At 60.9% G+C, this 12,751-nt stretch carries 13 protein-coding genes and 1 tRNA gene; 3 read left to right on the top strand and 11 right to left on the bottom strand.

The window, feature by feature from the left end:
* Positions 1-9 precede the first annotated feature (9 nt).
* The 9 genes from D8U70_RS22565 to D8U70_RS22525 all read right to left on the bottom strand — a co-directional run bounded on the left by D8U70_RS22565 (position 10) and on the right by D8U70_RS22525 (position 6,676).
* Positions 10-231 carry a type II toxin-antitoxin system RelE/ParE family toxin gene (locus D8U70_RS22565; protein WP_347238406.1) on the bottom strand — a complete coding sequence of 74 codons (222 nt, stop codon included), beginning with the start codon at positions 229-231 and terminating at the stop codon, positions 10-12.
* A gap of 37 nt (positions 232-268) precedes the next feature.
* On the bottom strand, positions 269-463 hold the full coding sequence (locus D8U70_RS22560; protein WP_110645437.1) for a stability determinant: 195 nt from the start codon (positions 461-463) through the stop codon (positions 269-271).
* A 230-nt stretch (positions 464-693) separates the two neighbouring features.
* Entirely contained in the window at positions 694-912 is a 219-nt protein-coding gene (locus D8U70_RS22555; RefSeq protein WP_024013150.1) for a hypothetical protein, read from the bottom strand.
* Between the two features lie 107 nt (positions 913-1,019).
* The gene (locus D8U70_RS22550; protein ID WP_073476721.1) at positions 1,020-2,699 is read right to left on the bottom strand and encodes an MFS transporter; all 1,680 of its coding nucleotides are present in this window, start codon (positions 2,697-2,699) and stop codon (positions 1,020-1,022) included.
* A gap of 178 nt (positions 2,700-2,877) precedes the next feature.
* On the bottom strand, positions 2,878-3,645 hold the full coding sequence (phnE, locus tag D8U70_RS22545) for a phosphonate ABC transporter, permease protein PhnE (RefSeq protein ID WP_024013148.1): 768 nt from the start codon (positions 3,643-3,645) through the stop codon (positions 2,878-2,880).
* Positions 3,642-4,469 carry an ABC transporter permease gene (locus D8U70_RS22540; RefSeq protein WP_122746097.1) on the bottom strand — a complete coding sequence of 276 codons (828 nt, stop codon included), beginning with the start codon at positions 4,467-4,469 and terminating at the stop codon, positions 3,642-3,644. Before D8U70_RS22540 ends, phnE begins: the two co-directional genes overlap by 4 nt.
* Positions 4,463-5,260: an ATP-binding cassette domain-containing protein gene (locus D8U70_RS22535; protein ID WP_130929756.1), complete on the bottom strand. Its 798-nt coding sequence runs from the start codon at positions 5,258-5,260 to the stop codon at positions 4,463-4,465. Before D8U70_RS22535 ends, D8U70_RS22540 begins: the two co-directional genes overlap by 7 nt.
* Positions 5,257-6,120: a putative selenate ABC transporter substrate-binding protein gene (locus tag D8U70_RS22530; RefSeq protein ID WP_041480134.1), complete on the bottom strand. Its 864-nt coding sequence runs from the start codon at positions 6,118-6,120 to the stop codon at positions 5,257-5,259. The genes D8U70_RS22535 and D8U70_RS22530 overlap by 4 nt, the downstream gene beginning before the upstream one ends.
* A 157-nt stretch (positions 6,121-6,277) precedes the next feature.
* Positions 6,278-6,676: a RidA family protein gene (locus tag D8U70_RS22525; protein WP_130929755.1), complete on the bottom strand. Its 399-nt coding sequence runs from the start codon at positions 6,674-6,676 to the stop codon at positions 6,278-6,280.
* A 116-nt stretch (positions 6,677-6,792) separates the two neighbouring features.
* Here D8U70_RS22525 and D8U70_RS22520 point away from each other — a divergent pair, with 116 nt between their 5' ends.
* Together D8U70_RS22520 and D8U70_RS22515 are read left to right on the top strand one after the other, a co-directional pair.
* On the top strand, positions 6,793-7,722 hold the full coding sequence (locus D8U70_RS22520) for a LysR family transcriptional regulator (RefSeq protein WP_130929754.1): 930 nt from the start codon (positions 6,793-6,795) through the stop codon (positions 7,720-7,722).
* A gap of 48 nt (positions 7,723-7,770) precedes the next feature.
* Positions 7,771-8,796 (top strand): GlxA family transcriptional regulator, encoded by a 1,026-nt coding sequence (locus D8U70_RS22515; RefSeq protein ID WP_130929753.1) that lies wholly within the window; start codon positions 7,771-7,773, stop codon positions 8,794-8,796.
* Positions 8,797-9,012: 216 nt separating this feature from the next.
* Here D8U70_RS22515 and D8U70_RS22510 read toward each other — a convergent pair whose 3' ends face one another.
* Complete coding sequence (locus D8U70_RS22510) at positions 9,013-10,047, bottom strand: alpha/beta hydrolase (RefSeq protein ID WP_130929752.1); 1,035 nt, start codon at positions 10,045-10,047, stop codon at positions 9,013-9,015.
* 307 nt (positions 10,048-10,354) lie between these two features.
* On the opposite strand from D8U70_RS22510, the gene D8U70_RS22505 reads away from it, so the two are divergent.
* Positions 10,355-10,429 (top strand) — tRNA-Gln (locus tag D8U70_RS22505).
* A 114-nt stretch (positions 10,430-10,543) separates the two neighbouring features.
* Here D8U70_RS22505 and D8U70_RS22500 read toward each other — a convergent pair.
* Entirely contained in the window at positions 10,544-12,532 is a 1,989-nt protein-coding gene (locus D8U70_RS22500) for a U32 family peptidase (protein ID WP_110645430.1), read from the bottom strand.
* Positions 12,533-12,751 lie beyond the last annotated feature (219 nt).

Genomic DNA, 12,751 nt, shown 5'->3' with positions numbered 1-12,751 from the left:
TATGAATGGTTATGGATATTTTTTACGGGCGTGCAACACGGTCAGAATTTTGATGTGGTCTGTCACCCGATAGACCAGCAAATAATTCGAGTTAATGACCATTTCGCGAGTGCCCGGTATTCGGCCGGAGCGGAAACCATGCGGTATCCAGGAAAGCCTTCGCGCTGCGGCGCTGATCTTTTGGTGCAGTGCAACTGAAGCGAAAGTGTTGCGTTGTTCTACGTAGTCGATGATGTCAGCCAGATCTCCAAGAGCCGGTTTACTCCAGCTAACCGGCAGCGCGTCGATTCTTGCGTCTCTCCTCCAGCATCTGACCTAGCAGCACCATTGCCTCATCATGGGGGATAGGCGGGCGTGGATCATCAAGTGCGGCTTGTACCTTGGCGCGATACCAAAGGTCGTATTCCGCAGCCTCTTCTTCGGTTTCGAAGTCTGAAACGATAAGTGAAAGTTCAGCGCTCATCATGACCTCCATGATCAATGTGAAGCAGTCTAAGGGGATGTGGGCTCGTTGTCGTCACTGGCGGGACGAGGGAGACATCATCCGCAAACAGTCGATGCAAATCTGTCAGACGCTTCGCTTGTGATGCACGTGAAGTCGATCAGCTGTGTAGTTCAATTCTGTAGGAAATCAGCTTTTGGTCATCGGGCTGACAGCCGCCGCTCAAAGCCGCGGCCACAGCCACGCTGCACTCAGTTACCGTCTGCAACCTTACGCTCGATCTCATCGACTTTGCGCTGCAGCTCTTCAGCTTCCTGCTCTTTGACCCGAGTGGAAGAGGGCGTGATGACTTTGTCTACGCCCTCGGTGGTGTTGTCGCGGTCTTGCAGGTCGCGCTCGACCACGTTCACCGGTTTGCCGCTGGCATCGGTGGGTGGGGCGTTGGGGGTTTTGTCGTCGTTGGGGTTCATGGCGCTGGCCTCCTGTGGGTGTACACATTGGAGACAGCGCGGCGGCAGACGTTCGAAATTTTTCAGCGGCGAGGCCCTCTCCCGCAGGAGAGGGCACAGCGGTTGTTTCAGTCTTTGAGAATGTCGCGATCCTTGGTTTCCGGCAGGAAGAACGTGCCGAGTATCGCCGTCGCCACAGCAATGACAATCGGGTACCAGAGACCGTAGTAGATATCGCCAGTAGCGGCGACCATGGCGAACGCCACGGTCGGCAGGAAGCCGCCGAACCAGCCGTTGCCGATGTGGTAGGGCAGCGACATCGAGGTGTAGCGGATGCGCGTCGGGAACAGTTCGACCAGCCACGCGGCGATCGGGCCATAAACCATGGTCACGTAGATCACCAGCACGGTGAGCAGGAGCAGCATCATTGGGTAATTGATTTTGGCCGGATCGGCTTTTTCCGGATAACCGGCGTCTTTCAACGCCGCGCCGAGGTTGGCGGTGAAGGCGTCGTTGCGGGCCTTGAAGTCGGCGGCGGTGAGGGCGCTGCCTTCGAAGCTCTCGACAACGCGGTCACCGATGCGCACCTGCGCCACCGTGTTCGGTTCTGCGGCGACGTTCTCGTACGGGATCGCGCGTTTCGCCAGCAGGGTTTTCGCCAGGTCGCAGGAGCTGGTGAATCTGGCCTTGCCCACCGGATCGAACTGGAACGAGCACTGCTCGGGACTGGCGATGACCTTGACCGGATTTTTTTCCTGGGCGACGAACACGTCCGGATTGCCGTACTGGGTCAGCGCAGTAAAGATCGGGAAGTAGGTCAGCGCCGCGAGGATGCAGCCAGCCATGATGATCGGTTTGCGCCCGATGCGATCGGACAGGCTGCCGAAGATCACGAAAAACGGTGTGCCGATCAGCAGCGATCCGGCGATCAGCAGGTTGGCGGTCTGCGCGTCGATCTTCAATGTTTGCAACAGGAAGAACAGCGCATAGAACTGCCCGGTGTACCAGACCACCGCTTGCCCGGCGGTGCCGCCCAGCAGCGACATGATCACCACTTTGAGGTTGTCCCAGCGTGCAAAGGATTCAGTCAGCGGCGCTTTCGAGGCCTTGCCTTCGTCCTTCATTTTCTGGAATACCGGCGACTCGCTCAGTTGCAGGCGGATGTACACCGACACGGCCAGCAGAATGATCGACAGCAGAAACGGAATCCGCCAGCCCCACGCTTCGAACGCCTCGTTACCCAGCGCCGTGCGGCAGGCGAGAATCACCAGCAGCGACATGAACAGACCGAGGGTAGCGGTGGTTTGAATCCACGAAGTGAAAAAGCCACGGCGGTTGCGTGGCGCGTGCTCGGCCACGTAGGTCGCCGCGCCGCCGTATTCCCCGCCCAGCGCCAGGCCTTGCAGCAGACGCAGGGTGATCAGAATCACCGGGGCAGCGACGCCGATGGTGGCGTAGCCGGGCAGGAGACCGACGATTGCCGTCGACACGCCCATGATCACGATGGTGATCAGAAACGTGTGCTTGCGCCCGATCATGTCACCCAGACGCCCGAAGACGATGGCGCCGAACGGCCGCACCGCAAACCCGGCGGCAAACGCCAGCAGGGCAAAGATGAACGCGGTGGTTTCGTTGACGCCGGCGAAGAAGTGCTTGGCGATGATCGCCGCCAGTGAGCCGTAGAGGTAAAAGTCGTACCACTCGAAAACCGTGCCCAGCGAGGAGGCGAAGATGACCTTGCGCTCCTCCTTGGTGATGCCGCCGCTGCGCGGTGGCGTGCCGGTGGATGCTGTGTCGATTGTGGCCATGGGTGTTCTCCGTCGTGCTTATTGTTGTAGGCCGGAGTTCCCCGTTACTGCCTGTCGCACTCTGGCCCGTCGGCATCTGTCGCCGTTGCTCTAGCGTGAAGCTTGCACAGTCTGACCGCCTCGCAGGGCTGCAAGGTTTCCTGAAGCATAATCAGCTTTTGCCAGATATCCACTCGGCCTACGCTTTGACCCAACGCTGCCGGCTCCAGGCGCTCAACCAATCGACCAGAAACACCAGCAACAGCATCGCCAGAATCACCGTACTGGCCTGGGCTTCCTGGAACAGGCTGAGGCTGACATACAGCATCTGGCCCAGGCCGCCGGCGCCTACGAAACCGAGCACGCTGGCCATGCGGATGTTGTTTTCCCAGCGATACAGGCAGTAGGCGAGCAGTTGCGGGGCGAGGTTCGGCAGGGTGCCGTAGCAGAACGCGAGAAGCGGATTGCCGCCCTGCAAACGAATCGCCTCGGCCGGTTGCGGCGGGGTGTTTTCCAGCGCTTCGGCGAACAGCCGACCGAGTACGCCGGTGGTGTGCAGAGCGAGGGCGAGGGTGCCGGCGTTCGGTCCGAGACCGGCGGCAAGCACCATCAGCGCGGCCCAAACCAGCTCTGGAATTGCCCGCAAGCCGTTGAGCAGCAGGCGCGCCGCACTTTGCAGCGGCCAGCCGAAACGCCCGGCGGCGGGCAGCGCCAGAACAATGCCGAACAGCGCCGCGAGCAGGGTGCCGAGGGCTGACATAGCGAGAGTTTCCAGCGAACCGTGAGCGATAGCTTTCAGATACCCGGCGCTCAAATCGGGACTGAGAAAACGCTGAACATAACTGCCCATCTGCTTGAGGCTGTTGGCGCTGCCGAGTTCGGCAAGATCCAGTTCCAGATAGGCAAAAGAGGCGGCCACCGCGACCGCAATGGCGGCGAGCAGCAGCAGGTTGATCAGGCGCCTCATGTCAGCCTCCAGCGTAGCAAGCGGCTGAGTTGATCGGCGCACAGCACCAGCAGCAGGAATGTCAGCAACATGCTGGCGACCTCACCGCCGGCAAACATGCGGATCGACAAGTCGATCTGTTGCCCCAGCCCACCGGCACCAACAAAGCCCATCACCACCGAGGCACGGATCGCGCACTCCCAGCGATACACCGTGTACGAGAGCAATTCGGCGGCGACATTCGGCAGCGTGCCGTAGGCAAACGCCGCCAGTCGACCGCTGCCGGCCTGCAACAATGCGTGCGCCGGGCGTTGGTCGGTGGATTCGAAAATTTCTGCGTAGACCTTGCCGAGCATGCCGCTGTAGGTGATGGCGATGGCCAGCACGCCCGCCGCCGGCCCGAGGCCGACCGCGCGCACGAACAACAGCGCCCAGACGATCTCCGGCACGCTGCGCAGAAAGATCAGCAAGCCGCGTACCGGCCAGCGCAGCAAGCGCCCGGGCAGGCTCGGCACGCCGCCCCGCGAAGCGGCAGAAAGCGACAGTGCGCGGCTCGCGATCAGGCTCGCCGGCACCGCCAGCAGCAACGCCAAGGCCATGCCGGCCGTGGCAATCGCCAGGGTTTGCAGGGTGGCTTTGAGCAGCAGTTGCATAAACGCCTGATCGTGCGCCGGTGGCCAGAACGCCGAAACGAAACGGCCCATTTCGTTCTGGCTAGCGTCCTGAAACAGCACGCCCAGGTCCAGCTCGCTGAGCTGAATGCCCGGCCACAGCAGGGCCAGCGCCAGCAGCGTCAGCAACAATCGCGGCCACGCCGCCGGGTCCCGTGAATCGGCCTTCAGCATCGCGGAATCTGCACAATCAAAGGCGCGACCGCTGGTGCAGGCGATTGCAGTTGTTCATTGGCGTACAGCGCATCGAGCTTGTCGCGGCTGACTTGATCGGATGGGCAATCGAAAAGAATCTGCCCGTCGCGCAGGCCGATGATCCGTGGAAAGTGCGCCAGCGCCAGGTCCACCGCGTGCAGGCTCGCCACCAGCGTGACGTTGTGCTCGCGAGCATGGCGCGACAGGATCGACAGCGTATGGCCGGCAAGCACCGGGTCCATGGCCGAGACAGGTTCGTCGGCAAGCAATATTTCCGGCGCCTGATACAGCACCCGCGCAATGCCGACGCGCTGCAACTGCCCGCCGGACAATTGCTGGCAATGGGCGAACAGTTTGTCGCCCAGATCCAGTCGCGCTAACGCCGCGCGAGCGCCCGCCACATCCAGTGGATGCAGCAGGTTCAGCAGACTTTTGCCCAGGCTCCACTGACCGAGCTTGCCGGCCAGCACCGCCGTAATCACCCGCTGACGTGGCGGAATCGGTGGCGCTTGATGCACCAGGCCGATGCGCGCACGCAGCCGCTGCCGCTGGCGCGCCGACAAGTGCCAGGCGCGTTCGCCGAGCACTTCGATGTCGCCACTGCTGGGCTTGAGCGCGGTGGCCAGCAGATTGAGCAGGCTCGACTTGCCCGCGCCGGACGGGCCGATGATCGCTACCTGTTCGCCAGCGCCAATCTGCACGTCGATGTTAAGAAGGGCATCGACGCCATTGGCATGGCGCAGGCTGCCCTGGGTGAGGCGTAGGGTCATTTCAGCAGTTCGGCGGCGCGGGCGGCTTCCTCGATGCCCTTGTAGTTCTCGGGCTTGGTCTCGATGAAGCGACTGGCGGCCTGCAGATCGAGGATCTTCTTCTGCTCGGGATTGGCCGGGTCGAGGTCGAGGAAGGCTTGCTTGATCTTCGCGGCCAGCTTCGGATCAAGGGTGCCGCGCACGGTCCAGTTGTAATCGAAGTAGGTCGGCGTGGTGGCGAAGACCTTGACCTTGTTGGTGTCGACCTTGCCGGCGTCGACCAGTTTCTGCCAGACGCTGGCGTTCAACACACCGGCATCGACCTTGCCGGCCTGCACCCAGGCAACGGTGGCGTCATGCGCGCCGGAGTAGGCGACACGGCTGAAATAGCCTTCAGGCTTGATGCCGTCGTTTTTCAGCATGAAGTAACGCGGCATCAGACTGCCCGAGGTGGACGACACCGAACCGAAGGCGAAGGTTTTGCCCTTGAGGTCGGCGAGGCTTTTCACGTTCGGGTCGGCGGTGATGAATTTGCTCGTGAACTGTGCATCCTGTTCGCGCTGCACCAGCGGGATCACTGGCGTAGTGGCGTCGGTCTTCAAACGTGCCTGCACGAAAGTGAAACCGCCGAGCCAGGCCATGTCGAGGCGATCGGTGGCCAGCGCTTCAACCACGGCCGGGTAGTCGGCGACGGGGACAAACTGCACCTTCATGCCCAACTGCTGCTCAAGATAGGCACCCAGCGGTTCGAACTTGCGCAGCAGCTCGGTCGGGGCTTCGTCGGGAATCGCGCTGACGCGCAACACATCAGCGGCTTGCGTCATCAGGGCAGAAAAGGACAGCGCCAGACCGGCGGTGAGGGCGAGGGTACGCTTGAACATAGAATTCTCCGTTTCGTAAGCGTCAACATTCGAAGGGCTGCCGGTAGTCAACGGCGCGCCACGTCAGGGTAGACGAAACGGCGAGGTTATACGCATTCGCGAGGAGATTGGCCAGCCTCCGTGCCGGCGCGTTGTGTCTGTTTGTGTGCGGTGCCGGTCAAGCGGCTTCCGGCAGTTTGGCAATCACCTTGATCTCGAAATCAAAACCCGCCAGCCAGGTCACGCCGACAGCCGTCACCGTCGGAAACGGCGCTTCGCCCCAGAACTCCGGCACCACGCTCCAGATGGTTTCGAACGTCGAGTGCGGATCGACCATGAACACGGTGACATCCACCGCATCATCGAAGCTGCAACCGGCCGCAGCGAGGATCGCGTTGAGGTTGTGGAAGGCGGTGCGCACCTGATCGCGCAGATCCGCCTCGGGCGAGCCATCCTCACGGCTGCCGACTTGTCCCGAGACAAACAGGAAACCGTTGGAGCGAATCGCCGGCGAGTAGCGGTGACGCTCATACAAGGCATGGCGGGCGGGTGGGAAAACTACATCGCGCTTGGACATGGGGCTGACTCCATCAGTGGGTTGATGGGAAACGACTTTAGGTATTTGCAGTGCGCGGATAAACGCGCAAGCTTGGCGTTCACTGTTTGCAAATCCCAAACAATCGAGGGGCGCGGATGGACCGGTTCGATGCGATGCAGGCCTTTGCCCGGGTGGTCGAGGCGGGCAGTTTCACCAAGGCTGCCGAAACCTTGCACATGAGCAAGACCACGGTGACGCAACTGGTGCAGCAACTGGAGGCGCGGCTGCGGGTCAAGCTGCTCAACCGCACCACACGCAAGGTCAACGTTACCGCTGATGGCGCGGCGTATTACGAGCGGGTGATCAAGCTGCTGGCCGACATGGACGACGCCGAAACCAGCCTGCCGGGCGCCGCCGCACGGCCGCGCGGGCGTTTGCGCATCGACGTGCCGAGCCCGTTCGCGCGGCACATTCTGGTGCCAGCCTTGCCGGATTTTCACGCGCGCTACCCGGACATCCAGATCGATATGGGCGTTAGCGACCGCATCGTCGACATCATCGATGAGAACGTCGATTGCGTGGTGCGCGGCGGCGAGCTGCTCGATCAATCGTTGATGGCGCGCAAGCTTGCCGATCTGCCCTTGGGTGTTTTCGCCGCGCCGGCTTATCTGGCCCGCGAAGGGACGCCTGAGCACCCGCTGGAACTGCAAGACTCCCATCACCGCGTCGTCGCATTTCTCTGGGCTCGCACTGGTAAACCTCTTCCGTACACGTTGCACAACGGCACCGAGCGCCTGCAGATCAAGGGCCGGCATGTGCTTGCGGTGGATGATGGCAATGCTTATCTGGCGGCGGGACTGGCGGGCATGGGGGTGTTGTGGTTGCCGACGTATATGTCTGATGCGCATGTGGCGCGGGGCGAGTTGCTGCAGTTGTTTCAAGGCTGGCAGCTTGAGTCGATGCCGCTTTATCTGGCCTATCCGCCAAATAGGCATGTCAGCCTGAAGTTGCGGGTTTTTATTGATTGGGTGGTTGGGCTGATGGCGGCGGCAGCGCCAATCGTGACGCACCAGTCACGGCCATGATTGACTCTTGCGCAGAAGCGGCCAACTATCGCCGCATAACAACGACCGATGGACCCGACCTTGATTGAACGACGTCAATTCAGCGGTGGCATGAAGGGCAAGAACCTTCGCTATCTGAATGAACAGAACCCCGATAACACCGGTGTGACCCGCACCGGTTTCCTCTTGCTTGAACATTTTTCACTTCCGGCCTTCACCCAGGCGCTGGACACGGTAGTCACCACCAACCTGTTGCGCCCGGGACTTTTCTCGTCGCGCACCTTCGGCCTCGGCGATGGCGAAGTGATCAGCGATCTGGGCCTGGTCATCCGCCCCGATGCGCGCCTGGATTCTGCTGCGCTTAACGAGCTGGATCTGCTGGTGGTGTGCGGTGGTTATCGCACCGAATTGCGCGCCAGTGACGAATTCATCGGCCTGCTCAAGTCCGCAGCGGAGCGGGGCGTGAGCCTGGCGGGATTGTGGAATGGTTCCTGGTTTCTCGGTCGCGCCGGTTTGCTCGATGGCTATCGGTGCTCGATCCACCCGGAACATCGCCCGGCACTGACCGAAATCGCCAAGAGCACCCACGTCAGCAGCGAACCCTATGTGATCGACCGCGACCGCCTTACCGCCTCCAGCCCGTCCGGGGCCTTCCACATGGCGCTGGACTGGATCAAGGGCTTGCACGGCAAAGCCTTGGTCGAGGGCATCGAAGATATCCTCGCCTTCGAAGAGTCGCGCTACCGGCGCATCAAACCGGATGAAAACATCTGCGTCAGTGCGCCGTTGCGTGAAGTGATCAAACTCATGGACGCCAACCTCGAAGACCCGTTGGAGCTGGAACAATTGGCGGTCTACGCCGGCCGCTCACGGCGCCAGCTCGAGCGCTTGTTCAAGGAGCAACTGGGCACCACGCCGCAGCGCTATTACCTGGAACTGCGCATCACCGAAGCACGGCGTCTGCTGCAACACACCGAGCTGTCGCAGGTGGAAGTGCTGGTGGCGTGTGGTTTTGTTTCACCGAGCCATTTCAGCAAGTGCTATAGCTCGTACTTTGGTTATCGGCCTTCGAAGGAGAAGCGGCTGGTGAAATAGGCCAGCCGGTGCAGCCCTCTAAACCCCTCACCCCAGACCTCGCCCAGAGGGAGAGGGCGCCGAGGTGTCTTGCGCTGTACATCGACCTGAAAGATGGATGTCGATTATGGATTCACTACAGCGCTTTCAGGTTGGCGTGACTCTTCGACATCCCCCGATCAGTTCCCTTTCCCTTCGGGAGAGGGCTAGGGTGAGGGGCTTTTGTGGGCGGGTCTGTCAGAGATGATCCGCATCAACCACAGCCTGCGCAAACGCCTTCGGATCCTCCTGCGGCAAATTGTGCCCAATCCCACCCTCAATCAACCTGAATTGATATTTCCCGGTAAAACGCTTGGCATAGTCCTCAGGCTTGGGATGTGGCGCTCCATTGGCATCGCCTTCCAGGGTAATCGTCGGCACGCTGATCGACGGTGCAGTAGCCAACTTTTCTTCCAGCGCGGCATATTTCGCCTCGCCCTGCACCAGGCCCAGCCGCCAGCGGTAGTTGAACACGGTGATCTCGACGTGATCGGGGTTCTGCAACGCTTTGGCGCTGCGGTCGAAGGTGGCGTCGTCGAATTTCCACTGCGGCGACGCCAGTTGCCAGATCAGTTTGGCGAAGTCGTGGGTGTTCTTTTCATAGCCGGCGCGGCCGCGTTCGGTGGCGAAGTAGAACTGGTACCACCACTGCAATTCGGCTTTCGGCGGCAGCGGGTTTTGACCGGCGGCCTGATTGCCGATCAGGTAGCCGCTGACCGCTACCAGCGCTTTCACGCGCTCTGGCCACAAGGCCGCGACGATGTCCGCCGAACGCGCGCCCCAGTCGTAGCCGCCCAGCACCGCTTGTTTGATTTTCAGCGCGTCCATGAAGTCGATGACGTCGCTGGCCAATGCCGCCGGTTGGCCGTTGCGCAGAGTGGCTTTGGACAGGAACTGCGTGTCGCCATAACCCCGTGCATACGGCATCAGCACGCGGTAACCCTTGGCCGCGAGCAGTGGTGCGACTTCGTCGTAGCTGTGAATGTCGTAGGGCCAGCCGTGCAGCAGGATCACCACCGGCCCATCGGCAGGACCGGTTTCGGCGTAGGCTACGTCGAGCAAGCCAGCCTTGATGTGCTTCAGCGGGCCGAAAGGAGAGGGCGCCGAATAGCTGGCGGCGGCCGGTTCAGTGGTTTGCGCCTGAACGCTGCCGACGGCGCCGAGCAGTGACAGCGCCAAGACTGACAAACCAAGTGCGGCTTTGAATTTAGAGGTATGCAGAGCCTGTTTCATGCTGACGTCTCCTTTGCGAGCCTGTGGCCAAGGGGCTGGATGAACCCTTGAAACCCTGAGTGCATTGAAGCGTGGCGAGGTATCTGCTCTGTGTCGCCAGAGAGCGTTTTTGCATTGGGTTGTGTAGCAGCGGGGCGCGTACACAGTGTGATACATGGCGATGAAACGGTGAGTTTACGCGCGAAAATAATAAGTGGCTGTTTTAAAACAAAAAAAATTTCATCTCGGGCTTCCCAAATGAAATGAATGTTGTTAAATTGCGCCCCGTTCTCACAGCGATCCTAACGGAGCCGCTGACCAGAGCTACAGGGGCGTCGCCAAGCGGTAAGGCAGCAGGTTTTGATCCTGCCATGCGTTGGTTCGAATCCAGCCGCCCCTGCCATCTACGAAAAAACGCCAACTTCGCAAGAAGTTGGCGTTTTTTTATGCCTGCGATTTACTGCGCTTGAGCTAGCCGGGGCGTGCGCGATGCCGAAGCGCCGCGCACGCCGGTCACTCAGTGCGGTGCGCGCGGGATGGTTTTCATCAGGTCTTCAGGGCTGATGTGGCCGACCACGCTGCCCGGCTGCGGCAGGTTGAGGATGTGGCCTTTCATCTTGCCAATGATGTGCATCTCGCACGGCTTGCAATCGAACTTAAGCGTCAGCACCTCATCGCCGTGGATCAACTGCATCGGCGCGACCTTGGTACGCACACCAGTCACGCCTTTGGCCTGTTTCGGGCACAGGTTGAAGGAGAACCGCAGGCAATGCTTGGTGATCATCACCGGCACTTCGCCTGGCTCTTCGTGAGCTTCGTACGCCGCGTCGATCAGCTTGACGCCGTGACGGTGGTAGAAGTCGCGGGCCTTCTGGTTGTAGACGTTGGCGAGGAAGGTCAGGTGCGAATCCGGGTACACCGGCGGCGGCGTGGTTTCGGCCTTGCGGCTGCCACGCGGATGCGCGGCGACACGTGCCGCAGTCAGCGCTTCGATGACTTCGCGGCGCAGAGACTTGAGCTGCGAGTTGGGAATGAAGAACGCTTGCGGCGCATCCAGCTTGATGTCGGTGGCGTGATACTGCGTGGTGCCGAGCTGGCCGAGCAGGTCGCGCAATTGCTCCAGCGCTTGCTCAGGCTTGTTGGCAACACCAAACGGCCCGTTGAGGGTAACGCTGGCGCTGATGCCTTCTTCGCTGGTCGCGGTCACTTCCAGCTGTTCTTCGCGCAGACGAGCGAGCCAGCTCAGGGCCACACGACGTTCCGAAGAAGTTTTCTGCAACGCCTGTTGCCAGTTGTGATCGAGGTTGCGATTCAACGGATGGCTTGGACGCAGCTTGAACAGGCCTTCGGGCATTTCGTTCGGCTCGACGCGGTAGCGGTAGCGCTTCTCGCCGTCTTCTTCGAACTCGCCTTTGGCCTCGGCGATGTTGGCGCGGAAACCGACCACTTCGCGTTTGACCAGAACGTTCAAGCCATCGCCGTTGGACAGCGGCTCATGGGTGACGACCTGCATGTCACGCTTGCCGACTTTCTCCACCGTACCGACCGGCAGGCCGGTAAAGGTTGGCGAGTCGAAGGCGCCGATGTCGATCTTGCGATCAGTGACGAAATAATCGGTGCTGCCACGGTGGAAAGTCTTTTCCGGATCGGGCAGGAAGAAATGCACGGTGCGGCCGCTGGAAGCGCGGGCCAGGTCCGGGCGATCCTCGAGCACGTCGTCAAGGCGCTGGCGGTAATAGGCGGTGATGTTCTTCACATAGCCCATGTCCTTGTAGCGACCTTCGATCTTGAATGAACGCACGCCAGCCTCAACCAGTGCGCGGATGTTGGCGCTCTGGTTGTTGTCTTTCATCGACAGCAGGTGTTTTTCGTAGGCGATCACGCCACCCTTTTCGTCTTTCAAGGTGTACGGCAAGCGGCAGGCCTGGGAGCAGTCGCCACGGTTGGCGCTGCGGCCGGTTTGCGCATGAGAGATGTTGCACTGGCCGGAGAAGGCCACGCACAGCGCGCCGTGGATGAAGAACTCGATGGCGGCATCGGTTTCATCGGCAATGGCGCGGATTTCTTTCAGGTTCAGCTCACGGGCCAGTACCAACTGAGAGAAACCGGCCTGATCGAGGAACTTCGCTCGCTCGAGGGTGCGGATGTCGGTCTGGGTCGAGGCGTGCAGCTCGATCGGCGGAATGTCCAGCTCCATCACGCCCAGATCCTGGACGATCAGCGCATCGACACCGGCGTCATACAACTGATGGATCAGCTTGCGCGCCGGCTCCAGTTCGTTGTCGTGCAGGATGGTATTGATGGTGGTGAAAATACGCGCGTGGTAACGGCGGGCGAACTCGACCAGTTCGGCGATTTCGCTGACTTCGTTGCAGGCGTTGTGGCGTGCGCCGAAGCTCGGGCCGCCGATGTACACGGCGTCAGCGCCATGCAGGATGGCCTCGCGGGCAATGGCGACATCGCGGGCAGGGCTGAGCAATTCCAGGTGATGCTTGGGCAAGGACATAGTTTTTTTAGTCAGGCGGTCACGGGCAAGGGGCGCATTGTACCTGTGAAACACCCAGGCGGCACCAGCGTGCCGATATCAGGTACGAAGGACCTAGCACATTACGAGGCAATGCATAACTGTAAAGTCTGTCAGTTGTCCGCCCGCGTCCAAAGCGTGAACATCAGGTGGGAGCGGGAAAGTCGCTCTGGCCTATATCACGCAAGACATTGGAGATTA

Origin of the sequence: Pseudomonas sp. Sample_20 (assembly GCF_004307585.1) — a bacterium.
Classification (GTDB): domain Bacteria; phylum Pseudomonadota; class Gammaproteobacteria; order Pseudomonadales; family Pseudomonadaceae; genus Aquipseudomonas; species Aquipseudomonas atacamensis.
The sequence above is the reverse complement of the archived record's forward strand: the minus strand, read 5'-3'. Positions and strand labels throughout refer to the sequence as shown.

What these genes read in the sequence shown, in the direction of transcription:
- D8U70_RS22560 (WP_110645437.1), bottom strand. Translation starts at nt 463, where the DNA reads ATGAGCGCTGAACTTTCACTTATCGTTTCAGACTTCGAAACCGAAGAA.
- D8U70_RS22555 (WP_024013150.1), bottom strand. Translation starts at nt 912, where the DNA reads ATGAACCCCAACGACGACAAAACCCCCAACGCCCCACCCACCGATGCC.
- D8U70_RS22550 (WP_073476721.1), bottom strand. Translation starts at nt 2,699, where the DNA reads ATGGCCACAATCGACACAGCATCCACCGGCACGCCACCGCGCAGCGGC.
- phnE (WP_024013148.1), bottom strand. Translation starts at nt 3,645, where the DNA reads ATGAGGCGCCTGATCAACCTGCTGCTGCTCGCCGCCATTGCGGTCGCG.
- D8U70_RS22540 (WP_122746097.1), bottom strand. Translation starts at nt 4,469, where the DNA reads ATGCTGAAGGCCGATTCACGGGACCCGGCGGCGTGGCCGCGATTGTTG.
- D8U70_RS22535 (WP_130929756.1), bottom strand. Translation starts at nt 5,260, where the DNA reads ATGACCCTACGCCTCACCCAGGGCAGCCTGCGCCATGCCAATGGCGTC.
- D8U70_RS22530 (WP_041480134.1), bottom strand. Translation starts at nt 6,120, where the DNA reads ATGTTCAAGCGTACCCTCGCCCTCACCGCCGGTCTGGCGCTGTCCTTT.
- D8U70_RS22525 (WP_130929755.1), bottom strand. Translation starts at nt 6,676, where the DNA reads ATGTCCAAGCGCGATGTAGTTTTCCCACCCGCCCGCCATGCCTTGTAT.
- D8U70_RS22520 (WP_130929754.1), top strand. Translation starts at nt 6,793, where the DNA reads ATGGACCGGTTCGATGCGATGCAGGCCTTTGCCCGGGTGGTCGAGGCG.
- D8U70_RS22515 (WP_130929753.1), top strand. Translation starts at nt 7,771, where the DNA reads ATGGACCCGACCTTGATTGAACGACGTCAATTCAGCGGTGGCATGAAG.
- D8U70_RS22510 (WP_130929752.1), bottom strand. Translation starts at nt 10,047, where the DNA reads ATGAAACAGGCTCTGCATACCTCTAAATTCAAAGCCGCACTTGGTTTG.
- D8U70_RS22500 (WP_110645430.1), bottom strand. Translation starts at nt 12,532, where the DNA reads ATGTCCTTGCCCAAGCATCACCTGGAATTGCTCAGCCCTGCCCGCGAT.